The organism is Streptomyces sp. NPDC050287 (assembly GCF_044459385.1).
Classification (GTDB): Bacteria; Actinomycetota; Actinomycetes; order Streptomycetales; family Streptomycetaceae; genus Streptomyces.
In genome coordinates this window covers 145,396-169,542 of record NZ_JBITIY010000009.1, presented here as the reverse complement: position 1 = coordinate 169,542, position 24,147 = coordinate 145,396, and the positions used below count along the sequence as shown (strand labels likewise).

Here is a 24,147-nt window from a genome sequence, read left to right as displayed (position 1 = left end):
GCCCCCGTGATCCGAGGGCGGGCGCTCGGCTCATACACCGGTTTGTCACGGGGGAGCCCCATGCCCGAGTTGCCCGAGGTCGAGGTCGTCCGGCGCGGTCTGGAGCGGTGGGTCGCCCATCGGACGGTCGCCGAGGCCGAGGTGCTGCACCCGCGTGCGGTACGCCGTCATGTGGCCGGCGCGGACGACTTCGCCCACCGTCTCAAGGGCCACCGCATCGGCACGCCGAGCCGGCGCGGCAAGTACCTGTGGCTGCCGCTCGAGGACACCGGGCAGGCGATCCTGGCCCACCTCGGCATGAGCGGCCAGCTGCTGGTCCAGCCGCACGCGGCGCCGGACGAGAAGCATCTGCGGATCCGGGTGAGGTTCGCGGACGAGGTCGACACCGAGCTCCGCTTCGTCGACCAACGCACCTTCGGCGGCCTGTCGTTGCACGACACGAGCCCCGACGGACTGCCCGACGTGATCGCGCACATCGCCCGCGACCCCCTCGACCCGCTCTTCGACGACGAGGCCTTCCACCAGGCCCTGCGCCGCAAGCGCAGCACCGTCAAACGGGCCCTGCTGGACCAGTCGTTGATCAGCGGCGTCGGCAACATCTACGCGGACGAGGCCCTTTGGCGCTCCCGCATCCACTACGAGCGCCCGACCGCGGACTTCACCCGCCCGCGGACGGCGGAACTCCTGGGCCACATCCGGGACGTGATGAACGAGGCCCTCGCGGTCGGCGGCACCAGCTTCGACAGCCTGTACGTCAACGTCAACGGCGAGTCGGGCTACTTCGACCGCTCGCTCGACGCGTACGGGCGTGAGGGCCTGCCCTGCAAGCGTTGCGCCACCCCGATGCGCCGACGGCCCTGGATGAACCGGTCAAGCTACTTCTGCCCGCGCTGTCAGCGCGCCCCGCGCGTCTCGTCGTAACGCTGCCGGGCCGCGAGCACGTCGTCCATGCGGCCCTCCACGAAGTGGATGAGGCCCAGCAGACGCTCGGCGACCTCGTGGCCGAGGGGGGTCAGTTCGTAGTCCACGCGGGGCGGGTTGGTGGGCTGGGCCTCGCGGTGGACCAGGCCGTCGCGTTCCAGCCCGTGCAGGGTCTGGGACAGCATCTTCTCGCTCACGCCGTCGACCCGGCGGCGCAACTCGTTGAAGCGCAGCGAGCCCTCGTGCAGGGCGCCCAGGGTGAGCGCGCCCCAGCGTCCCGTGACGTGCTCCAGCGTGCCGCGCGAAGGACAGGCCCTGGCGAACACGTTGTACGGGAGGTCCTGCGCCTCCGTGCGCTCCTGCATGGTGTCCATGGCCCAAGCGTACGCGAACACAGCGCTAACCTACAGGTTGCACTAACCATGGGTTAGCGCTCGCTGTGCATGACCTCAGCCGGCCGGGCCGCGGCTGACGCCGGACCGGCGTGATCAGGGCTGCTAGTAGCCGAAGTCCTGCGTCCACCACGGGCCGCCCGCCCCGAACTGCACGCCGACGCCCAGCGTCGTGAAGTCGCAGTTGAGGATGTTGGCCTTGTGGCCGGGGCTGTTCATCCAGGCCTCCATCACCGCGGCCGCGTCGGCCTGGCCCCGGGCTATGTTCTCGCCGCCCAGACCGGTTATCCCGGCCTTCGCCGCACGGTCCCACGGGGTCGCGCCGCTCGGGTCGGTGTGGTCGAAGAAGCCCTGCTCGGCCATGGCCTCGCTGAAGCCCTCGGCCAGACCGGACAGCGCGCTGTTCGCGGCGACCGCGTCGCAGCCAACCTTCGCCCGCTCCTCGTTCACGAGCTTGAGCACCTCGGCCGCGGCCTGGGCCTCGGCGGAGACGGTCACGGCGGGCGCGCTGGGCTCCTCCGGCGCCTTCGTGGCCTGACTGCGCGGAGGCTGCGGGGTGGGCTTCGGCTTCTCGCTGGGCGTGGCCTCCGGCTTCTTCGGCGGTGTCTTGGTCGGCGCCGCCGCCGAAGTCGAGGTCGAGGGGGAGGGCGTGGGGGAGACGGAGCGTTCGGCGCCGCGACTGGTCGAGGCGGAGTCGTCGCGGCCCTCGGCGCTGCCCGAGGTGCCGCCCTGCTCGGCCGGGCTGTTGGTGGGGGTGCCGGCGGCCTGCACGTTGTCGCCGCCGGTCCCGCTGCCCCCGCCGATCTTGTAGTTGTCGAGGCCGGGCACGGCGCCCGTGGCGACCGCCACCGTACCGAGGGCGACCGCCGCGGAGACACCGAGCAGACCGGTCTTCACCGGCGTCGCGGTCCTCTTCTTGCGGCGGCGCGAGCGCCCGCGCCGGGACCCTCCGTCGGGCTTGAAGCCGTCGGCGCCGAAGACCGTGGCGTAGTCCTCCTCCGTCGCGAAGAGGTAGGCGGCACTGCGTGCGGCGGCCGTCTCGTCGTACGCGTCAAGACTCGGGTCGGGGGTCTCGGTGTACGTCTCCGGTGCCGGGGCGGGGGGCTCCGCGTAACCCTCGGGGTTCAGATAGGCGGCGGTGCCCATCGTGGGGCGGTCTCCCGCGTACGAACCCTGCGCGTCGTGAACGTAGGAGCCCCGCGGGTCGTAGTCGAAGCTGTACGAGTCCCGCGGATGGTGGCTCCCCGTGGAAGAGCCGTTGGGTGTGACTCCCGTGGCGCGGCCCGTGGCGGCGCGGCCGGCGGCGGAGCGTCGGTGGCGTCCCATGTCCTTGCCTTTCTCGTCCTGGCGGTCGACGCGTCCCCCCGGCCAACCAAGGTCACAAAACTCACACGATCGAGTGAGTTTCGTATGAGATTCATTGGTGGAGGACGGTACCGCATGGCGCCAGGGGAGGAAGTGTCAGACGAGACATTGCCCGGTTAGGTTGCGTGCATGAGCGAAGATGTACGGCTGGTCGCCTGGGTGCGCGGACACGTCCAAGGTGTGGGTTTCCGCTGGTTCACCCGGGCCAAGGCCCTGGAGATCGGTGGCCTGAGTGGCTTTGCTCTCAATTTGGCCGATGGCAGGGTCCAGGTGGTCGCCGAGGGGCCGCGCCCGGGATGCCAGGGGCTCCTCGACTGGCTCCAGGGAGACGACACGCCCGGGCGCGTGGACGGCGTCACCGAGATCTGGGACACACCTCGCGGGGGCTACGACAGCTTCGCCATCCGCTGAGCCGATTCTGTAAAACGACGCAGGCGGAAGCGGAGGGATCTGCCACGGGCACATGCCTGGAGCAGAAAGGCCCTGGTGGTTGCCAAGAACCCCTTGCAGTGGCAGGCTCCGCAGGTAAGGATGATCGACACGCCCCGAGGGCCCTGTGAGAGCCGTCGCGCCGCCGTTCAAGGCCGCGCCGAACCGGGTTGCCCGCCAATACGGGGCGTGATCGTGTTGACCGTCAAACTTTTTGGTGAGACGCTGAAAGCACCCCGCGCACCTTAGCTGTTTGGCATGGTTGAACGGCAACACAACTCAACAATGCCAAGCACCGCGGGTGCGAATCCCTCACGACCCACACCGCTTCGGTCGGTCACTCAGTGTGGAGGACCATCCATCATGGCAAAGGCGCTTCTCGGTTACGTCGGCGGCTCCGACCCTCGACTCCTCGCCGAGATGCGACGGCTCCAGCAGCGCGTCCAGGACCTGGAATCCGAGCTCGTACGGATCCAGGCCGAAAACGACTCGCTCGCGGCTGCCGCTTCTCACGACAGGATCATGGAGAGCATCGACGCACACCAGGCGGAGCCTGCGCTCACCTGATCTGCTGCATCGCTCCACGACAGCTCACGCAGTGGTTGGGCAGCCCATATCAACCGCTAAGTTGTCAGAGTTGCAAGGGACGCTTCGGCGTCCCTTCTTTCTTGCCCCCGCTCCGCCTTCTCCCTGTTCCCCCGCCCTTTCCCCGCTTTGCTGACCGGCGCATCCTTTCACCGTCTTTAACGTCTGGTGTGCCCTGCACGTTCATCGGTGAAACCGTGGGTTCATGGAGTGAGACACCCCCGGAAGGTAGAGTCCAGCGGCGTGCACCTCAAGGCCCTGACCCTCCGAGGGTTCAAGTCGTTCGCATCGGCGACCACGCTCCGGTTCGAGCCGGGCATCACGTGCGTCGTCGGACCGAACGGCTCGGGCAAGTCCAATGTGGTGGACGCCCTCAGCTGGGTCATGGGCGAACAGGGCGCCAAGTCACTGCGCGGCGGCAAGATGGAGGACGTCATCTTCGCCGGCACCACCGGCCGCCCCCCGCTGGGCCGCGCCGAGGTGTCCCTGACCATCGACAACTCCGACGGGGCCCTGCCCATCGAGTACGCCGAGGTCACCATCACGCGGATCATGTTCCGCAACGGTGGCAGCGAATACCAGATCAACGGCGACACATGCCGGCTGCTCGACATCCAGGAACTCCTGTCCGACTCCGGTATCGGGCGCGAGATGCATGTCATCGTCGGCCAGGGCCAGCTCGACTCCGTCCTGCACGCCGACCCCATGGGCCGCCGCGCCTTCATCGAGGAGGCGGCCGGAGTCCTCAAGCACCGTAAGCGCAAGGAAAAGGCGCTGCGGAAGCTGGACGCGATGCAGGCCAACCTCGCGCGCGTGCAGGACCTGACGGACGAACTCCGGCGCCAGCTCAAGCCGCTCGGCCGGCAGGCGGCGGTCGCCCGCCGAGCCGCCGTGATCCAGGCCGACCTCCGCGACGCGCGCCTGCGCCTGCTCGCCGACGATCTCGTACGACTGCGGGAAGCGCTGAAAGCCGAGATCGCGGACGAGGCCGCACTCAAGGAACGCAAGGAAGCCGCCGAGCTGGAGCTGAAGAAGGCCCTTCAGCGCGAGGCGCTCCTGGAGGACGAGGTACGGCAGCTCACCCCCCGGCTCCAGCGCGCCCAGCAGACCTGGTACGAGCTCTCCCAACTGGCCGAGCGGGTGCGCGGCACGATCTCGCTGGCCGAAGCGCGCGTGAAGAGCGCGACCTCCGTGCCCCCCGAGGAGCGGCGTGGCCGCGACCCCGAGGACATGGAGCGCGAGGCCGCCCGGATCCGTGAGCAGGAGGCCGAGCTCGAAGCGGCTCTGGAGGCGGCCGAGCGTGCCCTGGAGGACACGGTCGCCCACCGCGCCGATCTGGAACGCGAGCTGGCACATGAGGAGCGGCGCCTGAAGGATGTCGCCCGCGCGATTGCCGACCGCCGCGAGGGCCTCGCCCGACTGAACGGCCAGGTCAACGCCGCCCGTTCCCGCGCGTCCTCCGCCCAGGCCGAGATCGATCGCCTGGCCGCCGCCCGCGACGAGGCCCAGGAACGGGCCGTCGCCGCGCAGGAGGAGTACGAGGCGCTCAAGGCCGAGGTCGACGGCCTCGACGCCGGCGACGTCGAACTCGCCGAGCGGCACGACGCCGCCAAGCAGCAACTCGCTGAGGCGGAGGCCGCGTTCACGGCGGCCCGGGAGGCGGCCACCGCGGCGGAACGCAGACGGGCCGCGACCCAGGCCCGCCACGAGGCCCTCGCCCTGGGCCTGCGCCGCAAGGACGGCACGGGTGCGCTGCTCGCCGCGAAGGACCGCCTCAGCGGCATGCTCGGCCCCGCCGCCGAACTCCTGACCGTCACCCCGGGCCACGAGGTCGCCCTGGCCGCCGCCTTCGGCGCCGCCGCCGACGCCCTCGCGGTCACCACCCCGTCCGCCGCCGCCGACGCGATCCGCCTCCTGCGCAAGCAGGACGCGGGCCGGGCGGCGCTGTTGCTGGCGGGGGCGCCGGAGGAGTGGGGCACAGGGCCGCGGACGCGGGCCTCGGCGGGGAACGCCGGGGGCGCGCGGCCGGGGGAGCGCACGGACACCGGGGCCGGGGTCAGCGCGCCGGGCACGTGGCCCCCGGCAGCCGCAGACGCGGCCTCCGGGTCCCCCGAGCACGCGCCTGCCTCCGCAGACGCGGACCCCGGGTCCCCCGAGCACGCACCGGCTGCCTCCGGAGCCCTAGGGTCCGTCGGGCCTGCGCCGGTTGCTTCCGGGGATGTCGGGTCCGTCGGGCCTGTGTCGGTCGACTCCGGAGCCCTAGGGTCCGTCGGCTCTGTGCCGACTGCGTCCGGGGACCCCGGCTTCGCCGAGCACGCGCCGGCTGCGTCCGGGGACCCCGGCTTCGCCGAGCACGCGCCGGCTGCGTCGGGGGACCCCGGCTTCGCCGAGCACGCGCCGGCTGCGTCCGGGGACCCCGGCTTCGCCGAGCACGCGCCGGCTGCGTCCGGGGACCCCGGCTTCGCCGAGCACGCGCCGGCCGCCTCCGGAAACACCCGCCCCGGCGCTCCTCCCTTCGCCGCCGACCTGGTCCGCGCTCCCTCCGACCTCATGCCCGCCGTACGGCGTCTCCTGCGGGGCATCGTCGTCGTCGGCACTCTCGAGGACGCCGAGGATCTCGTCTACGCGCGCCCTGATCTCACCGCCGTGACCGCAGAAGGCGACCTGCTCGGTGCGCACTTCGCGCAGGGCGGGTCCGCCGGGGCGCCGAGCCTGCTCGAAGTGCAGGCGTCCGTGGACGAGGCCGCCGCCCAGTTGGAGGAACTGGCCGTGCGGTGCGAGGAACTCACCGAGGCGCAGCACGCGGCCGTGGAGCGGCGGAAGGAGTGTGCCGCGCTCGTCGAGGAGCTGGGGGAGCGGCGCAGGGCCGCGGACCGGGAGAAGTCGGCTGTGGCGCAGCAGCTCGGGCGGTTGTCCGGGCAGGCGCGCGGGGCCGCGGGGGAGGCGGAACGGTCTGTCGCCGCGGCCGCGCGGGCGCAGGACGCGCTCGACCGGGCTCTGCAGGAGGTCGAGGAACTCGCCGAACGGCTCGCGGTGGCGGAGGAGATGCCGGTCGAGGAGGAGCCCGACACCTCCGTACGGGACCGGCTCGCCGCCGACGGGGCCAACGCCCGGCAGACCGAGATGGAGGCCCGGCTTCAGGTCCGTACGCACGAGGAACGGGTCAAGGGGCTGTCCGGACGGGCCGACGCGCTGGACCGGGCCGCCCGTGCGGAACGCGAGGCACGCGCGCGTGCGGAACAGCGGCGGGCGCGGCTCAGACATGAGGCGGCGGTGGCGGAGGCCGTCGCCTCCGGCGCCCGGCAGCTGCTCGCGCACGTCGAGGTCTCCCTCGCCCGCGCCGACGAGGAGCGCACCGCCGCCGAGGCCGCCAAGGCCCGCCGCGAGCAGGAGCTGACCGCCGCCCGCGCCACTTGCCGCGACCTCAAGGCCGAGCTCGACAAGTTGACGGATTCAGTCCACCGGGGCGAGGTACTCGGCGCCGAGAAACGGCTGCGGATCGAGCAGCTGGAGACCAAGGCGCTGGAGGAACTCGGTGTGGAACCCGCGGGGCTCGTGGCCGAGTACGGCCCGCACCAACTGGTGCCGCCCTCGCCCCCCGCCGAGGGCGAGGAGCTGCCGGAGGATCCGGAGCACCCGCGCAACCAGCCCAGGCAGTTCCACCGGGCCGAGCAGGAGCGGCGGTTGAAGGCCGCCGAGCGGGCGTACCAGCAGCTCGGCAAGGTCAATCCGCTCGCCTTGGAGGAGTTCGCGGCGCTGGAGGAACGTCACAAGTTCCTCAGCGAGCAGCTCGAGGACCTGAAGAAGACCCGCGCCGACCTGCTCCAGGTCGTCAAGGAGGTCGACGAGCGCGTCGAGCAGGTCTTCACCGAGGCGTACCGGGACACGGCCCGTGAGTTCGAGGGCGTGTTCAGCCGGCTGTTCCCGGGCGGGGACGGACGGCTCGTGCTGACCGATCCCGACAACATGCTCACCACGGGCGTGGACGTCGAGGCCCGGCCGCCGGGCAAGAAGGTCAAGCGGCTGTCGCTGCTGTCGGGTGGTGAGCGCTCCCTCACCGCTGTGGCGCTGCTGGTGTCGATCTTCAAGGCGCGGCCCAGCCCGTTCTACGTCATGGACGAGGTCGAGGCGGCGCTCGACGACACCAACCTCCAGCGGCTGATCCGGATCATGCAGGAGCTGCAGGAGGCGTCGCAGCTGATCGTGATCACGCACCAGAAGCGGACGATGGAGGTCGCCGACGCGCTCTACGGCGTCTCCATGCAGGGCGACGGTGTCTCGAAGGTCATCTCGCAGCGACTCCGCTGACCTCCGCCACTTCTGCACCCGCGGTCCTCTCCGCCCGCTCCCCTCACTCCACTTCGATCTCCTTCGTTTCTTCAAGTCTTGAACGCAACACTGCCACTTGGCTGGGCATAGCTCACAGACACCCCCTATTGACTTCGAAACTTGAAGGCATAGTCTCGGCAATGTTGCTTTTACCTTCAGGTACCACCTACCTCGAAGGGCCGACCCCCGCCGGCGGCGTTGCCGGTGGCCCGAGGAGTACACGTGACCAGCACAGCGCAGGCACCCAAGTCAGGAGCCGCAACGGCTCACCCCGATCATCTCGGGCACGTCATCTTCATCGCGGCGGCGGCCGCGATGGGTGGTTTCCTCTTCGGCTACGACAGCTCCGTGATCAACGGTGCCGTCGAAGCCATCCGGGACCGGTACGACGTCGGATCGGCGGCCCTGGCGCAGGTCATCGCCATCGCCCTGATCGGCTGCGCCATCGGCGCCGCGACCGCCGGCCGCATAGCCGACCGCATCGGCCGTATCCGGTGCATGCAGATCGCCGCCGCCCTCTTCACGGTCAGCGCCGTCGGCTCGGCACTGCCCTTCGCGCTGTACGACCTCGCCTTCTGGCGGGTCGTCGGCGGTTTCGCCATCGGTATGGCGTCCGTGATCGGCCCCGCCTACATCGCCGAGGTCGCCCCGCCGGCCTACCGCGGCCGCCTCGGCTCCTTCCAGCAGGCCGCGATCGTCGTCGGTATCGCAATCTCGCAGCTGGTCAACTGGGGTCTGCTGAACGCCGCCGACGGCGACCAACGCGGCAAGCTGATGGGCCTGGAGGCCTGGCAGGTCATGCTGGGCGTCATGGTGGTCCCGGCCGTCCTCTACGGTCTGCTCTCCTTCGCGATCCCCGAGTCCCCGCGCTTCCTGATCTCCGTCGGCAAGCACGAGCGTGCCCGCGAGATCCTCGAAGAGGTCGAGGGCGACAAGATCGACCTGGACGCCCGGGTCACCGAGATCGAGCTCGCCATGAAGAGCGAGCACAAGTCGGCCTTCAAGGACCTGCTCGGCGGCGGTTTCTTCTTCAAGCCGATCGTCTGGATCGGCATCGGCCTCTCGGTCTTCCAGCAGTTCGTCGGCATCAACGTCGCGTTCTACTACTCCTCGACGCTGTGGCAGTCGGTCGGTGTCGACCCGTCGGACTCGTTCTTCTACTCGTTCACCACGTCGATCATCAACATCGTCGGCACCGTGATCGCCATGATCTTCGTCGACCGTGTCGGCCGTAGGCCACTGGCCCTCATCGGCTCCGTCGGCATGGTGATCGGCCTCGCCCTGGAGGCCTGGGCGTTCAGCTACGACCTCGTCGGCGGCAAGCTGCCGGCCACGCAGGGCTGGGTCGCCCTGATCGCCGCCCATGTGTTCGTACTCTTCTTCGCCCTGTCCTGGGGTGTGGTCGTCTGGGTCTTCCTCGGCGAGATGTTCCCGAACAAGCTCCGAGCCGCCGCCCTGGGCGTGGCCGCCGCCGCGCAGTGGATCGCCAACTGGGCCATCACCGCGAGCTTCCCGTCGCTGGCCGACTGGAACCTCTCCGTGACCTACGTGATCTACACGGTCTTCGCCGCCCTCTCCATCCCGTTCGTCCTCAAGTACGTCAAGGAGACGAAGGGCAAGTCCCTGGAGGAGATGGGCTGAGCCTCCTGCCGAGGCCCCGTGAACCCGGGGGGAAGGGCCAAGTCCCCGCTGCCCTCTCCCCGTACCCCGCCGCCGTCCCGGCTCGGCCACTGTCCGAGCCGGGACGGCGGTCCTCGTACGGGGATCAGTCCGCCAGCTCCGGTACCACCCGCTCCGCGAACAAGCGCAGACTCCGCCACCCCTCCTCCACCGGCATCCCGCCCGCCAGGGGATGCAGGACCAGGTTGTCCAGGCCCTGGGACAGGCACTGGTCCGGGGTGAGGATCCGGTACACACCCTCCGCGCGCAGCTCGTCCACCGTGGTGGCCGCCGACCGCACGGCCGAGCGGATGTCGCCGGACTGCCAGGAGGCGTAGGTACGTGCCTCGTGGAGGAAGTGGGAACCGTAGCGGTCCCACGCCTCGTCCGGGTCCTCGGCGAGGTGCAGCAGGGGCGTCTCGGAGGCCGGCATCATGGTCCAGCCCTCGGTGCCGTACTCGACGAGCCGCTCCTTGTAGTAGGCGTCCAGCTCCGGCAGATGCGCGCTGGGGAAGAAGGGCAGCCCGAGGCGTGCGGCCCGGCGGGCGGCGGCCTTCGAGGACCCGCCGACCAGGAGCAGGGGGTGCGGGTCGGAGCAGGGGCGCGGGGTGACCCGTACCGTGCGGCCCCGGTACGTGAAGGGCTCGCCCGTCCAGGCTTTCAGCACCGTCTCCAGCACCTCGTCCTGGATCCGGCCGCGCCGCTTCCACTCCACGTCGAAGAGCGCGTACTCCTCCGGCCGGTACCCGATCCCGGCGACCGTGACCAGCCGTCCGCCGCTCAGCAGGTCCAGGACGGCGATGTCCTCGGCCAGCCTGAGCGGGTCGTGCAGCGGTCCGATGACCGCCGAGACCGTGACCGCGATCCGGCGCGTGGCCCCGAACACCGCGCCCGCGAAGGCGAACGGCGAGGGCAGCCAGTTGTTGTCGACGCCGTGGTGCTCCTCGGTCTGCACGGTGGTGATCCCGTGGCCGTCGGCGTACGCCGCCATCTCCAGCGCGGCCCGGTAACGGGCGCTGAGCGAGGCGGGAGTGGCGCCGGGCTCGACCAGGTTGAAACGGACGACCGTGACGGGCATGGGAGTCCCCCTTCACGCGGTGGGTGGGAAACGGCGGGTGGGAAGGGGACGGTAGCTGACGGTTCGTCAGACAGCCAGAGGCGCGGACTCCTCGGCCGGAGCCGCCGCGGTGACCGCCGGCTTCGGCACGGCCGCGGACGGCAGGCCCCGGGCCGCGACCGGCGCCACCCGGCCGAGGCCGTGGGCGCCGACCGGGTTGCCGACGACCTTTGGAGGAAGGTACAAGCTGGGTTCGGATCGCCCCATGGCCGATACTGGGTGGGTTATGGACATCGTCATCCTTGTTGTAGTCATCGCCGTGGTCGCGCTCGTCGCGCTCGGCGGGCTCGTGGTCGGCAGCCGGCGCAAGAAGTCCCTGCCCCCACCGCCCCCCTCGGCCCCTGACATCACCGCCCCTCCGGCCGAGCCGCACGTCGGCGACGAGGCCGAGACGCCGCGCGACGAACCGCGCCGGACCATAGAGGAGGTGGATCTCCCGGACGGCTCGGCCCCGGTCGTCGTCGAGGAGCCCCCTGTCCCAGAAGCTCCCGTCACCCCCGAGATCGAGGTCCCGGAACCCACGGCCGGCCGTCTGGTCCGGCTGCGCGCGCGGCTCTCCCGCTCGCAGAACGCGCTCGGCAAGGGGCTGCTCACGCTCCTGTCGCGCGAGCACCTCGACGAGGACACCTGGGAGGAGATCGAGGACATCCTCCTCACCGCCGACGTCGGCGTGACCCCCACCCAGGAGCTGGTCGAGGGGCTGCGGGAGCGGGTGAAGGTGCTCGGCACCCGGACACCGGACGAGCTGCGCGCTCTGCTGCGCGACGAACTGCTCAAGCTGGTCGGCACCGACCTCGACCGCACGGTCAGGACCGAGCCGGAGACCAGCAAGCCCGGCATCGTGATGGTCGTCGGCGTCAACGGCACCGGTAAGACCACCACCACCGGCAAGCTGGCGCGCGTGCTCGTGGCCGACGGGCGCAGTGTGGTCCTCGGTGCCGCCGACACGTTCCGGGCCGCCGCCGCCGACCAGTTGCAGACCTGGGGCGAGCGGGTCGGTGCGCACACCGTGCGCGGGCCCGAGGGCGGTGACCCGGCCTCCGTCGCGTTCGACGCCGTGAAGGAGGGCAAGGAGATGGGCGCGGACGTCGTGCTCATCGACACCGCCGGGCGCCTGCACACCAAGACCGGCCTCATGGACGAGCTCGGCAAGGTCAAGCGGGTCGTCGAGAAGCAGGCCCCGCTCGACGAGGTGCTGCTCGTCCTCGACGCCACCACCGGCCAGAACGGTCTGGTCCAGGCCCGCGTCTTCGCCGAGGTCGTCGCCATCACGGGCATCGTCCTGACCAAGCTGGACGGCACGGCCAAGGGCGGCATCGTGATCGCGGTGCAGCGGGAACTGGGGGTGCCGGTGAAGCTGGTCGGGCTGGGAGAGGGCGCCGACGACCTGGCACCCTTCGAGCCGGAAGCGTTCGTGGACGCGCTCATCGGCGACTGACCGATGGAATCCGCCAAGAAGCGCCCGCCCCCGAGGTGCAGTCGGGAGCGGGCGCTTCGCTGTGTGCGGCCGACTTGGCCGACTACGGCGTGACCCGTCCGGCTAGGGCCTGTTGCGAAAGTGGCCTCTGCCGCGCGACGCCCGGCACGCACTCTCGCCGCACCGCCCGAAAGCCCGAGTACGCCCAGTACGAGGGCTTCCGGGCGGCACTCCCCCAGCCTTCGGCCGGGGGGACCCCCAGAGCACGCACCGGACGCCGCGCGGCCGCCCTCCGGGCGACGAGGCCACTTTCGCAACAGGCCCTAGGCGCGCGACCGGTGTGCCGCGTAGGCCAGCGTGCCCAGCAGCAGCCTGGCCGCCGGGGGCTTCGTGGCCGTGTCCAGTTCCGGCGGGCGCAGCCAGCGCGCCGGGCCCCGTCCGCCACGGTCCGACGGCGGGGCCGTGATGTGGGTGCCGGGGCCGAGGCCGCGCAGGTCGAGGGAGGTGGGGTCGTCCCAGCCCATGCGGTAGAGGAGGTCGGGGAGTTCGGCGGCGCCGCCGGGGGTGACGAAGAAGTGGGCGCGGCCCTCGGGGGTGGAGATCACCGGGCCGAGCGGGAGCCCCATGCGCTCCAGACGGATCAGCGCGCGGCGCCCGGCGGACTCGGCCACCTCGATCACGTCGAAGGCCCGGCCGACCGGCAGCATCACCGCGGCGCCGGGGAACTCCGCCCAGGCGCGGGTCACTTCGTCGAGCGTGGCGCCGGCCGGGACCCGGGACGCGAATCCGAAGGGGTGGGCGCCGGGGGCGGCGCAGTCGGCGCGGCCGCACGAGCAGGCGCCCGCCGCGGCGCGCGCGCCCGGGACCACGTCCCATCCCCAGAGGCCGGTGAACTCGGCGACAGCGGTGCACTCCGACGAGCGGCCGCGCCGACGTGAACTGGAGCGGATCTCCCGAATGCCGCCGATCGTGAAGCCCATGCCCCCTCCAACGTGTCCGGCGCGCCGGTGGTTACGTGGCGAACGCGAACTGTGACCCTCCGTCACCGCTTTCGGGTGCACGCGGCGCTGAGGTGTACCCCGGGTGGTGCGCTCGGCGGCGCGCGCCCCTCAATGCACCGCTCCGCCCACTCCCGTTCGCTCTCTGTCAAGTGAATCGCGCGGCGGCCACCGTTAGTTCATTCGAAGGGGTGGCGAATGGTGGCGTTTCTGGGATCGCCATGGCTGGACGCGTGATCGTCGGATTACGCTGAGTGCACGAGTCCTGGAGGCTCATGCGCTTGTGGGTATGCCGGAGGCAAGTCGACTCCCCGTCCGGAGGATGACAACTGCCGGACGGGAGGCGGTATTTACCGGCATTCTGATAGGCCTTGGCGCACTCAGTGACAAGTGGTCTCAGGGATGGGGGCGTTCCAGTGAGCGGCAACGGCGGTAGCGGAGCGAACGCGGCAGACGCGACGGCCGCGATGAACGCAACGCACGCGGCGCACACGTCACACGCGACGAACGCGACGCACGCTGCGAACACTGACAAGCGCCCCAACGAACTGCTCACTTCCTGGTTCGTGCGCAGCGGCTGGTCGAAGGGCGAGCTGGCGCGCCAGGTCAACCGCCGGGCCCGCCAGCTGGGGGCCAACCACATCTCCACCGACACCTCGCGGGTCCGCCGCTGGCTGGACGGCGAGAACCCCCGCGAACCCATCCCCCGGATCCTGTCCGAGCTGTTCTCCGAGCGGTTCGGATGTGTCGTCTCCGTCGAGGACCTCGGACTGCGCACCGCCCGCCAGTCACCCTCCGCGACCGGAGTCGACCTGCCCTGGACGGGCCCGCAGACCGTGGCCCTGCTCAGCGAGTTCTCGCGCAGCGACCTGATGCTGGCGCGGCGCGGCTTCCTCGGAACCTCGCTGGTCCTGTCCGCGGGCCCGTCCCTCATCGAGCCCATGCAGCGCTGGCTGGTGCCCGCGACCTCCACCCCGCTCAAGGAGCCGGAGCCCGTGTCGCCCGCGGCCCGCCGCGGCAGGCTGTCGCGGCCCGAGCTGGAACTCCTCGAGTCGACCACGGTGATGTTCCGCCGGTGGGACGCCCAGTGCGGCGGCGGCCTGCGCCGCAAGGCGGTCGTCGGCCAACTGCACGAGGTGACGGACCTCCTCCAGGAACCCCAGCCCGAGGCGACCACCCGCACCCTGTTCAAGGTCGCCGCCGAGCTCGCCGAGCTGGCGGGCTGGATGTCGTACGACGTCGGGCTGCAGCCCACGGCGCAGAAGTACTTCGTCCTTGCCCTGCACGCCGCCAAAGAGGCGGGTGACAAGCCGCTCGGCTCGTACGTCCTGTCCAGCATGAGCCGCCAGATGATTCACCTCGGGCGGCCCGACGACGCACTGGAGCTGATCCATCTCGCGCAGTACGGCAGCCGGGACTGCGCGAGCCCGCGCACCCAGTCCATGCTGTATGCGATGGAGGCCCGCGCGTACGCCAACATGGGGCAGCCCGGCAAGTGCAAGCGGGCGGTCCGGATGGCCGAGGACGTCTTCGCCGACGCCGACGAGTGGGACGAGCCGGACCCCGACTGGATCCGTTTCTTCTCCGAGGCCGAGCTGTACGGCGAGAACTCCCACTCCTACCGCGACCTCGCCTACGTCGCCGGCCGCAGTCCCACCTACGCCTCCCTCGCCGAGCCCTTGATGCGGCGCGCCGTCGAGCTGTTCTCGAAGGACGACGAGCACCAGCGGTCGTACGCACTGAACCTGATCGGGATGGCCACCGTGCACCTGCTCCAGCGGGAGCCCGAGCAGGGCACCGTGCTGACCGCGCGGGCCATGCAGATCGCCAAGAAGGTCCGCTCCGAGCGGGTCAACACTCGTATCCGAAAGACGGTCGACACGGCCGTACGCGATTTCGGTGACCTCGCGGAGGTCGTGGACCTCACCGACCAGCTCGCCATCGAGCTGCCCGAGACCGCCGAGGCGGTCTGACAGGGCGGCCCGCCTCCCTGAACTCCGGCCGCGGCCGGCCCTCCCGAACTGCCCGACTCGGCTCCCCCATGCCAGGTCATCGGAGGGCCGACCGCGGCCGGACCGCTTCCCGGGCCGAAGGTTGCGCCACGATAACGATCGACTCGGGCCATATCTGCCAGTTCATCGAGGCGTAACACGCAAGGCGCCTTCGTCACGCCGGCGAAACAATGAGGGGCTTCCATCGAAACCGTGCTGCGCGAATCTCATGGCGCATAACCGGCCCACCCCTCATAACCGCTCAAGGCTTCGCCCGCACGGGGCCGTACCAATGACGAGGAGACGCCGATGGCACCAGCCATCATGATCGCGGCGGACGCACCCAAGCTGTCGTCCGCCAACACAGGCTTCATGCTTATCTGTTCTGCCCTGGTGCTGATCATGACCCCGGGCCTGGCCTTCTTCTACGGAGGCATGGTCCGCGTCAAGAGCACCCTGAACATGCTGATGATGAGCTTCATCAGCATAGGGATCGTCACCATCCTGTGGGTGCTGTACGGCTTCTCCATGGCCTTTGGTACTGACTCCGGCCACATCGTCGGCTGGAACTCGGACTGGCTCGGCATGAGCAATGTCGGCCTGACCCAGCTGTGGGACGGCTACACCATCCCGATCTTCGTCTTCATGGTCTTCCAGATGATGTTCGCCATCATCACCCCCGCCCTGATCAGCGGTGCCCTCGCGGACCGCGTGAAGTTCACGGCGTGGTCGCTGTTCGTCGCCCTGTGGGCCACGGTCGTCTACTTCCCGGTCGCGCACTGGGTCTGGGGCACCGGCGGCTGGGCCTTCGACCTGGGCGTGATCGACTTCGCCGGCGGTACGGCGGTCCACATCAACGCGGGTGCCGCGGCGCTCGGCGTGATCCTCGTGATCGGCAAGCGGGTCGGCTTCAAGAAGGACCCGATGCGCCCGCACAGCCTCCCGCTGGTCATGCTCGGCGCGGGCCTCCTGTGGTTCGGCTGGTTCGGATTCAACGCCGGCTCGTGGCTCGGCAACGACGACGGCGTCGGCGCGCTGATGTTCGTCAACACGCAGGTCGCCACCGCCGCCGCCATGCTGGCCTGGCTCGCCTACGAGAAGATCCGCCACGGCGCGTTCACCACCCTGGGTGCCGCCTCCGGCGCGGTCGCCGGTCTGGTCGCCATCACCCCGTCGGGTGGCGCGGTCTCCCCGCTCGGCGCCATCGCGGTCGGCGTCATCGCCGGTGTGCTGTGCGCCATGGCCGTCGGCCTGAAGTACCGGTTCGGCTACGACGACTCGCTCGACGTCGTCGGTGTCCACCTGGTCGGCGGTGTCGTCGGCTCCCTGCTGATCGGCCTCTTCGCCAGCGGCCACGGCCAGTCCGACGTCGAGGGCCTCTTCTACGGCGGCGGCATGACGCAGTTCTGGAAGCAGTGCGCCGGTGTCTTCGCGGTCCTCGCCTACTCCCTCGTCGCCTCCGCGATCCTCGCCTTCCTGATCGACAAGACGATCGGTATGCGGGTCACCGAGGACGAGGAGGTCGCCGGCATCGACCAGGCCGAGCACGCCGAGACCGCATACGACTTCAGCGGCGCCGGCGGCGGTGTCGTCGGATCCGCGGGTCCCGCCGTGGCCGCGACGGAGACCAAGAAGGTGGACGCATGAAGCTCATCACCGCTGTCGTGAAGCCCCACCGGCTCGACGAGATCAAGGAAGCCCTCCAGGCCTTCGGAGTGCACGGCCTGACGGTCACCGAAGCGAGCGGTTACGGTCGTCAGCGGGGCCACACCGAGGTCTACCGCGGTGCCGAGTACACGGTCGACCTGGTCCCGAAGATCCGCATCGAGGTACTGGCGGAGGACGACGACGCCGAGCAGCTGATCGACGTCATCGTCAAGGCCGCCCGCACCGGCAAGATCGGTGACGGCAAGGTCTGGTCCCTCCCGGTCGAGACCGCCGTAAGGGTCCGCACCGGCGAGCGCGGCCCGGACGCGCTCTGACAGAAGAAGAGAACAGGAGCCACTGGGTGACGAGTACGGACATGCGCAAGGATGCAGAGGACTCGGGACCCAGCGGCTATGCGGCGGCCCGGCTGCGCCTCCTCACCGAGGGGGTGCAGTCCGGGCCGCCGCGCCGTTCGGCGCTGTCCGAACTCACGGACGACTGGTTGTCGGGGCTGTTCAGCGCCGGCGCCGAGGGTCTGCGCGGGGTCTCCCTGGTCGCCGTCGGCGGTTACGGCCGCGGCGAACTGTCCCCACGCAGCGACCTGGACCTGCTCCTGCTGCACGACGGCAGCGACTCCGGCGCGGTCGCCGCCCTGGCCGACCGCCTCTGGTACCCCGTCTGGGACCTGGGCCTGGCCCTGGACCACTCGGTGCGTACGCCCGCCGAGGCCCGCAAGACGGCCGCCGAGGACCTCAAGGTGCAGCTGGGCCTGCTGGACGCCCGCCACCTCGCCGGTGACCTCGGTCTCACGGCCGGCCTGCGCACCGCCGTCCTCGCCGACTGGCGCAACCAGGCCCCCAAACGCCTGCCCGAGCTCCAGGAACTGTGCGCCGAGCGCGGCGAGCGGCAGGGCGAGCTGCAGTACCTGTTGGAGCCGGACCTCAAGGAGGCGCGCGGCGGTCTGCGCGACGCCACCGCCCTGCGCGCCGTCGCCGCCTCCTGGCTGGCCGACGCCCCGCGCGAGGGCCTCGACGACGCCCGGCGCCGGCTCCTCGACGTCCGGGACGCCCTGCACCTGACCACGGGCCGCGCGACCGACCGGCTCGCACTCCAGGAGCAGGACCAGGTCGCGGCCGAGCTCGGCCTGCTCGACGCCGACACCCTGCTGCGGCAGGTCTACGAGGCGGCGCGGGTCATCTCGTACGCCAGTGATGTCACCTGGCGTGAAGTGGGGCGCGTGCTCAAGTCGCGCGCTGTACGGCCGCGGTTGCGCGCCATGCTCGGGGGCGGCAAGCCCGTCGCCGAGCGCTCTCCGCTGGCCGAAGGCGTGGTGGAGCAGGACGGCGAGGTGGTGCTCGCCCGCGCCGCGCGCCCCGAACGCGATCCCGTGCTCCCGCTGCGTGCCGCGGCCGCCGCCGCGCAGGCCGGGCTTCCGCTCTCCCTGCACGCCGTACGGCGGATGGCGGCCGCCGTGCGCCCCCTGCCCACGCCCTGGCCCGCCGAGGCACGTGAACAGCTGGTGACCCTGCTCGGCTCCGGGCAGCCCACCATCGACGTCTGGGAGGCGCTGGAGGCCGAAGGCCTGATCACCCGGCTGCTGCCCGACTGGGAGCGGGTGCGCTGCCGGCCGCAGCGCAACGCCGTGCACGTGTGGACCGTCGACCGGCACCTCATCGAGACCGCCGTGCGCGCCTCCGAGTTCGCCCGCCGCGTCCACCGCCCCGACCTCCTCCTGGTCGCCGCGCTGCTGCACGACATCGGCAAGGGCTGGCCGGGCGACCACTCCGTGGCCGGCGAGATCATCGCCAAGGACGTGGCCGCCCGCATCGGCTTCGACCGCGCCGAGGTGGCCGTGCTCGCCACCCTCGTACGCCATCACCTGCTGCTCATCGACACGGCCACCCGGCGTGACCTCGAGGACCCGGCCACCGTGCGCTCGGTCGCCGAGGCGGTCGGCTCGCAGAGCACGCTGGAGCTGCTGCACGCGCTCACCGAGGCGGACGCGCTGGCCACCGGCCCGGCCGCCTGGTCGTCCTGGCGCGGCTCCCTCGTCGCCGACCTGGTCAAGCGGGTCTCCGCGGTCCTCTCCGGCGACGAACCGGAGGACCCCGAGGCGGCGGCGCCCACCGCCGAACAGGAACGGCTCGCGATCGAGGCAATGGCGACGGGCAGCCCCGTACTGTCACTGCGCGCACAGACCGAACCGCCGACCGAGGACCAGCCGTCCGGTGACCCCGAGCCGCTCGGCGTGGAACTCCTCATCGCCGTACCGGACCAGGCGGGCGTGCTGCCCGCGGTGGCCGGGGTTCTCGCCATGCACCGCCTCACCGTCCGCACGGCCGAACTGCGCACCCTCGACCTGCCGGACGGCGTCGAGGGCTCCGCGCTGCTGCTGAACTGGCGGGTCGCCGCCGAGTACGGCTCCCTGCCGCAGGCCGCCCGGCTCCGCGCCGACCTGGTGCGTGCCCTGGACGGCTCGCTGGACATCGCCGCCCGCCTCGCCGAGCGGGACGCCGCCTATCCGCGCCGCCGCGGGGTCGTCGCGCCCCCGGCCCGGGTGAAGGTCGCCCCGGCCGCCTCCCGGCACGCGACGGTGATCGAGGTCCGGGCCCATGACGCCCCCGGGCTGCTGCACCGCATCGGGCGGGCGCTGGAGGAGGCGAAGGTCCGGGTGCGCAGCATGCACGTCAGCACGCTGGGTTCCAACGCGGTCGACGCCTTCTACGTCACCACCGGCGAGGGCGTGCCGTTGCCGGCCGACGAGGCGGCCTCGGCCGCGCGCAGGCTGGAGGAGACGCTTCGGGCATGACCTGAACGGCCCGCGGCGTTCCTGTCCCCGCCTGCTGTGCACAGCGGGCGGGGACGATTGTCTTGCGCGGCCGGATACCCTGGAAGACGCTCACACTGCTCCCGACTCCGAGGACCGACGCCACCGTGTTCGATACCCTCTCCGACCGCCTCAGCGCGACTTTCAAAAACCTCCGCGGCAAGGGCCGGTTGTCCGAGGCGGACATCGACGCCACGGCGCGCGAAATCCGTATCGCGCTCCTCGAAGCCGACGTTGCCCTGCCTGTCGTCCGCACGTTCATCAAGAACGTCAAGGAGCGCGCCCTCGGCGCCGAGGTCTCGCGGGCGCTGAACCCGGCCCAGCAGGTCCTGAAGATCGTCAACGAGGAACTCGTCACGATCCTCGGCGGCGAGACCCGGCGCCTGCGCTTCGCCAAGCAGCCGCCGACCGTGATCATGCTCGCGGGTCTGCAGGGTGCCGGTAAGACCACCCTCGCGGGCAAGCTCGGCCGCTGGCTGAAGGAGCAGGGCCACTCGCCGCTCCTGGTCGCCGCCGACCTCCAGCGCCCGAACGCCGTGAACCAGCTCAGCGTCGTCGCCGAGCGCGCCGGTGTCGCGGTCTACGCGCCCGAGCCGGGAAACGGCGTCGGCGACCCGGTCAAGGTCGCCAAGGACTCCATCGACTTCGCGAAGTCCAAGGTCCACGACATCGTGATCGTGGACACGGCCGGCCGCCTCGGCATCGACCAGGAGCTGATGCGGCAGGCCGCGGACATCCGCGACGCGGTCTCGCCCGACGAGATCCTGTTCGTCGTCGACGCGATGATCGGCCAGGACGCCGTCAACACAGCCGAGTCCTTCCGCGACGGTGTCGGCTTCGACGGCGTCGTCCTCTCCAAGCTCGACGGTGACGCCCGCGGTGGTGCGGCCCTGTCGATCGCCTCGGTCACCGGCAAGCCGATCATGTTCGCGTCGAACGGCGAGAAGCTCGAGGACTTCGACGCCTTCCACCCTGACCGGATGGCCTCCCGCATCCTCGACATGGGTGACCTGCTCACCCTGATCGAGCAGGCGGAGAAGACGTTCAGCCAGGAAGAGGCCGAGAAAATGGCCTCCAAGCTGGCGTCCAAGAAGGGCCAGGACTTCACCCTGGACGACTTCCTGGCCCAGATGGAGCAGGTCAGGAAGATGGGCTCCATCTCCAAGCTGCTCGGCATGCTCCCGGGCATGGGCCAGATCAAGGACCAGATCAACAACCTCGACGAGCGTGAAGTCGACCGCATCGGCGCGATCATCAAGTCGATGACCCCGGCCGAGCGCCAGGAGCCGACGATCATCAACGGCTCCCGCCGTGCCCGTATCGCCAAGGGATCGGGTGTCGAGGTCAGCGCGGTGAAGGGCCTGGTCGAGCGGTTCTTCGAGGCCCGCAAGATGATGTCCAGGATGGCTCAGGGCGGCGGCATGCCGGGGATGCCGGGTGTCCCGGGCATGGGCGGCGGCCCCGGCCGCTCCAAGAAGCAGCCCAAGAAGGCCAAGGGCAAGCAGCGCTCCGGCAACCCGATGAAGCGCAGGCAGCAGGAGCAGGAGGAGGCCGCGCGCCGCGCCGCCGCGGCCCAGGGAGGCGGCGCCTTCGGCGTGCCGGGCCAGCAGGCACCGCAGGACTTCGAGCTGCCGGACGAGTTCAAGAAGTTCATGGGCTGACGGCCCCACCCGCACGACCCTGAGGGCGCCCTTCTACGGAGGGGCGCCCTGTGGCGTTCAGCACCGACGGTTTCCGGCCAATCCGTCGCTGACCGCCCTCACCATGCTCAGGGCGTACGTGCGATCAGGTACCTGAACACGTTCGGCATCCACACCGTGCCGTCGCGGCGCCGATGCGGGTGCAGGGCCTCCGTCAGCTCCTTGTCGACCTGGACCGGGTCGGTCGCGGAGATCGCCGCGTCGAACAGTCCCGTCGACAGCAGTCCTCGCACGGCGCTTTCGGTGTCGGCATACCCGAAGGGGATGGCGACCCGGCCGGAGCCGTCCGGCTTGAGCCCGGCGCGCTGGGCGACCTCCTCCAGGTCGTCCCGCAGGGCGGGGCGCCAGCTGCCGGCGCTGCGCAGCGGATCCGCCAGTTTGGTGGCCAGCCGCAGGACGGACGTCGTGGCGCACCGTTCCGGCGGGCCCCAGCCGGCCAGTACCACGGCGGCCCCCCGCTCGGCCAGCGGCGTCGCCGACGCGAGCAGTTCACCGAGCCCTTCGGAGTCGCCCGCGAGACACCCGATGGGCTCGAAGGCGGTCACCAGGGTGTACGCCGGCGTCGTGGCGTCGGCCGCGTCCCCGGGGGCTCCCGCGACCAGCCGGGTCGCGCCCCGCGCGCGCGTGCCCCCCGCCTCGGGAAGCAGCCGCTCCCGCGCGAGGGCGAGCCGTTCGGGGGAGGAGTCGTCGACACCCGTGACCGCGGCCCCTCTGGAGGCCGCCATCAGCAGGGCCAGCCCCGAACCGCAGCCGAGGCCGAGGAGCCGGGTGTTCGGGCCCACTTCGAGTCGCTCGTAGACGGCCTCGTAGAGCGGCACCAGCATCCGCTCCTGGATCTCCGACCAGTCACGCGCGCGTGCCCCGAGGTCCACGCGGGATGTTTCGCCCGCCTGGGACCGGTGCTGCCGCACGAGCGTAGGTGTCATAGGTAAGCGCCCCAATCCGCCGAGAGGTTCCCCTGTGCCCGTTTCCGTAGCCCCCGTGCAGTGCGCTCGCACTCCCCCCGTATGCCAGGTAACTCCGCACTCGACCGCGCGTCCAGGGGTTGTCGGGTCCGGCTTGCGGGCTGAGCGCCCTTGTGGCGAGATTTCACATGCCGGCAACCTGGGCCCGTACCATCGCGCCATGGCAAAGGCACCCGTTCTCACGCCGCGGTCGGACGACTTCCCGCGCTGGTACCAGGATCTGATCGCCAAGGCCGAACTGGCCGACAACGGTCCGGTGCGCGGCACCATGGTGATCCGACCGTACGGTTACGGACTGTGGGAGCGGATGCAGGCCGAGATGGACGCCCGCATCAAGGAGACCGGCGCCCAGAACGCGTACTTCCCGCTGTTGATCCCGCAGTCGTACCTCGCGCGGGAGGCTGACCACGTCGAGGGCTTCGCGCCGGAACTCGCGGTCGTCACGCACGGCGGCGGCAAGGAACTGGAGGAGTCGGCGGTCGTCCGGCCCACCTCCGAGATGATCGTCAACGACTACTTCGCGAAGTGGGTGCAGAGCTACCGCGACCTGCCCCTGCTGATCAACCAGTGGGCGAACGTGGTGCGTTGGGAGCTCAGGCCGCGTCTGTTCCTCCGTACGACGGAGTTCCTGTGGCAGGAGGGCCACACCGCGCACGCCACCTACGAGGACGCCCGCGACTTCGCCGCCCACATCCACCGCCGGGTCTACGAGGACTTCATGGTGAACGTCCTCGCGATGGACGTCGTGCCCGGCCGCAAGACGGCGGGCGAGCGCTTCGCCGGGGCGATCAACACCCTCACGCTCGAAGGCATGATGGGCGACGGCAAGGCCCTTCAGATGGCCACCAGCCACGAGCTGGGCCAGAACTTCGCCAAGGCCTTCAACACCTCGTATCTGTCGAAGGACGGCACCCAGGAACTGGTCTGGCAGACCTCCTGGGGATCGACCACCCGCATGATCGGTGCCCTGGTGATGATGCACGGCGACGACAACGGGCTGCGCGTCCCGCCGCGGCTGGCGCAGACCCAGGCCGTCGTCCTCGCGATCAAGGACGACGCGGCGGTTCTGGCCAAGGTCCACGAGATCGGCGACCGGCTGAGGGCGGCGGGGGTGCGCGTCCACGTCGACGACCGGGTGGACACCCCCTTCGGCCGCCGAGCCGTCGACTGGGAGCTCAAGGGCGTACCCGTGCGCGTCGAGGTCGGACCCCGTGACCTGGAGAACGGCACCGCGATGCTGGTGCGGCGGATCCCGGGCGGCAAGGAGCCGGTGTCCCTGGAGGCGTTGGCGGGCCTTGTCCCCGCGATCCTCGAAGAGGACCAGGCGCTGCTGCTGACCCAGTCCCGCGAGCGCCGCGAGTCCCGCACCTCGGAGGTGTCGACGATCGAGGAGGCCGTCGAGGCCGCCGCCGCCGGCCGCTGGGCTCGCATCCCCTGGGCGGTGCTCGGCGAGGACGGCGAGGCCGAGCTGGGCGAGCACGCGGTGACCGTACGGTGTCTGGTCGCCGAGGACGGGTCGGTGCCCGATGCCGACGACGCGCCCGGTAACGTCGCGGTCGTCGCGCGCGCTTACTGAGGAGACGCCCTCCGGCGGGAGAGCGACCGAAACGCCCCTTGCGCAACGGCGGACGACAGCTGCCCCGGCGCGTGGACGCGATCTACGCGCCAGTCAAGGGGGGTGGCCCGAATGGGCCTCGGTTGAGGGTGGTGGTGGGAGACGGGCGGGCGTAAGTAAGGCTACGCACCACCTTGGTACGAGCTGTGAGGCTTCTCCACAGATCAGCGCACCCGCCCTCGTCAGGACG

General features: G+C 70.9%; 18 protein-coding genes. 12 read left to right on the top strand and 6 right to left on the bottom strand.

Features of this window, described 5'->3' with window-relative positions; all coding sequences use genetic code 11:
- Positions 1-60: 60 nt before the first annotated feature.
- Positions 61-921 carry a bifunctional DNA-formamidopyrimidine glycosylase/DNA-(apurinic or apyrimidinic site) lyase gene (gene mutM / locus ACIBK3_RS30495; protein WP_399370637.1) on the top strand — a complete coding sequence of 287 codons (861 nt, stop codon included), beginning with the start codon at positions 61-63 and terminating at the stop codon, positions 919-921.
- Here the strand turns inward: mutM and ACIBK3_RS30490 are convergent.
- Positions 894-1,295, bottom strand: a complete 402-nt coding sequence (locus ACIBK3_RS30490; protein ID WP_399370636.1) for a winged helix-turn-helix transcriptional regulator — start codon at positions 1,293-1,295, stop codon at positions 894-896. The genes mutM and ACIBK3_RS30490 overlap by 28 nt on opposite strands.
- Positions 1,296-1,418: 123 nt before the next feature.
- Positions 1,419-2,639, bottom strand: a complete 1,221-nt coding sequence (locus tag ACIBK3_RS30485) for a CAP domain-containing protein (protein WP_399370635.1) — start codon at positions 2,637-2,639, stop codon at positions 1,419-1,421.
- A 168-nt stretch (positions 2,640-2,807) separates the two neighbouring features.
- Between ACIBK3_RS30485 and ACIBK3_RS30480 the strand changes: the two genes are divergently transcribed.
- The 4 genes from ACIBK3_RS30480 (at position 2,808) to ACIBK3_RS30465 (ending at position 9,662) form a co-directional block, all read left to right on the top strand.
- Positions 2,808-3,089 (top strand): acylphosphatase, encoded by a 282-nt coding sequence (locus ACIBK3_RS30480; RefSeq protein ID WP_399370634.1) that lies wholly within the window; start codon positions 2,808-2,810, stop codon positions 3,087-3,089.
- A gap of 381 nt (positions 3,090-3,470) precedes the next feature.
- Positions 3,471-3,674: a hypothetical protein gene (locus tag ACIBK3_RS30475; RefSeq protein WP_030667279.1), complete on the top strand. Its 204-nt coding sequence runs from the start codon at positions 3,471-3,473 to the stop codon at positions 3,672-3,674.
- A gap of 261 nt (positions 3,675-3,935) precedes the next feature.
- On the top strand, positions 3,936-8,000 hold the full coding sequence (locus tag ACIBK3_RS30470; protein ID WP_399370633.1) for an AAA family ATPase: 4,065 nt from the start codon (positions 3,936-3,938) through the stop codon (positions 7,998-8,000).
- A gap of 243 nt (positions 8,001-8,243) precedes the next feature.
- Entirely contained in the window at positions 8,244-9,662 is a 1,419-nt protein-coding gene (locus ACIBK3_RS30465) for a sugar porter family MFS transporter (RefSeq protein WP_399370632.1), read from the top strand.
- A gap of 124 nt (positions 9,663-9,786) precedes the next feature.
- Here the strand turns inward: ACIBK3_RS30465 and ACIBK3_RS30460 are convergent, their stop codons facing one another.
- Positions 9,787-10,758, bottom strand: a complete 972-nt coding sequence (locus tag ACIBK3_RS30460) for an LLM class flavin-dependent oxidoreductase (RefSeq protein WP_399370631.1) — start codon at positions 10,756-10,758, stop codon at positions 9,787-9,789.
- Positions 10,759-10,824: 66 nt separating this feature from the next.
- Positions 10,825-10,983, bottom strand: coding sequence for a hypothetical protein (locus ACIBK3_RS30455; protein WP_399370630.1), 159 nt, complete (start codon positions 10,981-10,983; stop codon positions 10,825-10,827).
- A 40-nt stretch (positions 10,984-11,023) separates the two neighbouring features.
- Here ACIBK3_RS30455 and ftsY point away from each other — a divergent pair, with 40 nt between their 5' ends.
- Positions 11,024-12,235, top strand: coding sequence for a signal recognition particle-docking protein FtsY (gene ftsY, locus ACIBK3_RS30450; protein ID WP_399370629.1), 1,212 nt, complete (start codon positions 11,024-11,026; stop codon positions 12,233-12,235).
- Positions 12,236-12,537: 302 nt separating this feature from the next.
- Here ftsY and ACIBK3_RS30445 read toward each other — a convergent pair whose 3' ends face one another.
- Entirely contained in the window at positions 12,538-13,194 is a 657-nt protein-coding gene (locus ACIBK3_RS30445) for a bifunctional DNA primase/polymerase (RefSeq protein WP_399370628.1), read from the bottom strand.
- Positions 13,195-13,679: 485 nt separating this feature from the next.
- Between ACIBK3_RS30445 and ACIBK3_RS30440 the strand changes: the two genes are divergently transcribed.
- From ACIBK3_RS30440 to ffh, 5 genes are all read left to right on the top strand, one after another.
- The gene (locus ACIBK3_RS30440; RefSeq protein ID WP_399370627.1) at positions 13,680-15,185 is read left to right on the top strand and encodes a hypothetical protein; all 1,506 of its coding nucleotides are present in this window, start codon (positions 13,680-13,682) and stop codon (positions 15,183-15,185) included.
- A gap of 327 nt (positions 15,186-15,512) precedes the next feature.
- Positions 15,513-16,850: an ammonium transporter gene (locus ACIBK3_RS30435; RefSeq protein ID WP_399370626.1), complete on the top strand. Its 1,338-nt coding sequence runs from the start codon at positions 15,513-15,515 to the stop codon at positions 16,848-16,850.
- Entirely contained in the window at positions 16,847-17,185 is a 339-nt protein-coding gene (locus tag ACIBK3_RS30430; protein WP_003997576.1) for a P-II family nitrogen regulator, read from the top strand. The genes ACIBK3_RS30435 and ACIBK3_RS30430 overlap by 4 nt, the downstream gene beginning before the upstream one ends.
- A gap of 26 nt (positions 17,186-17,211) precedes the next feature.
- Positions 17,212-19,659: a [protein-PII] uridylyltransferase gene (locus ACIBK3_RS30425; protein WP_399370625.1), complete on the top strand. Its 2,448-nt coding sequence runs from the start codon at positions 17,212-17,214 to the stop codon at positions 19,657-19,659.
- A 125-nt stretch (positions 19,660-19,784) separates the two neighbouring features.
- Positions 19,785-21,338, top strand: a complete 1,554-nt coding sequence (gene ffh / locus ACIBK3_RS30420; RefSeq protein WP_399370623.1) for a signal recognition particle protein — start codon at positions 19,785-19,787, stop codon at positions 21,336-21,338.
- 107 nt (positions 21,339-21,445) lie between these two features.
- On the opposite strand, the gene ACIBK3_RS30415 is transcribed toward ffh, so the two are convergent.
- Positions 21,446-22,303, bottom strand: a complete 858-nt coding sequence (locus tag ACIBK3_RS30415) for an SAM-dependent methyltransferase (RefSeq protein WP_399370622.1) — start codon at positions 22,301-22,303, stop codon at positions 21,446-21,448.
- Positions 22,304-22,502: 199 nt separating this feature from the next.
- On the opposite strand from ACIBK3_RS30415, the gene proS reads away from it, so the two are divergent.
- On the top strand, positions 22,503-23,918 hold the full coding sequence (gene proS / locus ACIBK3_RS30410; protein WP_399370621.1) for a proline--tRNA ligase: 1,416 nt from the start codon (positions 22,503-22,505) through the stop codon (positions 23,916-23,918).
- The last annotated feature ends 229 nt before the right edge of the window (positions 23,919-24,147 follow it).

Coding starts and splice junctions, on each gene's coding strand:
- ACIBK3_RS30430 (WP_003997576.1), top strand. CDS start 16,847: ATGAAGCTCATCACCGCTGTCGTGAAGCCCCACCGGCTCGACGAGATC.
- ACIBK3_RS30435 (WP_399370626.1), top strand. CDS start 15,513: ATGGCACCAGCCATCATGATCGCGGCGGACGCACCCAAGCTGTCGTCC.
- ACIBK3_RS30475 (WP_030667279.1), top strand. CDS start 3,471: ATGGCAAAGGCGCTTCTCGGTTACGTCGGCGGCTCCGACCCTCGACTC.
- ACIBK3_RS30485 (WP_399370635.1), bottom strand. CDS start 2,639: ATGGGACGCCACCGACGCTCCGCCGCCGGCCGCGCCGCCACGGGCCGC.
- ACIBK3_RS30445 (WP_399370628.1), bottom strand. CDS start 13,194: ATGGGCTTCACGATCGGCGGCATTCGGGAGATCCGCTCCAGTTCACGT.
- proS (WP_399370621.1), top strand. CDS start 22,503: ATGGCAAAGGCACCCGTTCTCACGCCGCGGTCGGACGACTTCCCGCGC.
- ACIBK3_RS30490 (WP_399370636.1), bottom strand. CDS start 1,295: ATGGACACCATGCAGGAGCGCACGGAGGCGCAGGACCTCCCGTACAAC.
- ftsY (WP_399370629.1), top strand. CDS start 11,024: ATGGACATCGTCATCCTTGTTGTAGTCATCGCCGTGGTCGCGCTCGTC.
- ACIBK3_RS30440 (WP_399370627.1), top strand. CDS start 13,680: ATGAACGCAACGCACGCGGCGCACACGTCACACGCGACGAACGCGACG.
- ACIBK3_RS30460 (WP_399370631.1), bottom strand. CDS start 10,758: ATGCCCGTCACGGTCGTCCGTTTCAACCTGGTCGAGCCCGGCGCCACT.
- ACIBK3_RS30480 (WP_399370634.1), top strand. CDS start 2,808: ATGAGCGAAGATGTACGGCTGGTCGCCTGGGTGCGCGGACACGTCCAA.
- mutM (WP_399370637.1), top strand. CDS start 61: ATGCCCGAGTTGCCCGAGGTCGAGGTCGTCCGGCGCGGTCTGGAGCGG.
- ACIBK3_RS30415 (WP_399370622.1), bottom strand. CDS start 22,303: ATGACACCTACGCTCGTGCGGCAGCACCGGTCCCAGGCGGGCGAAACA.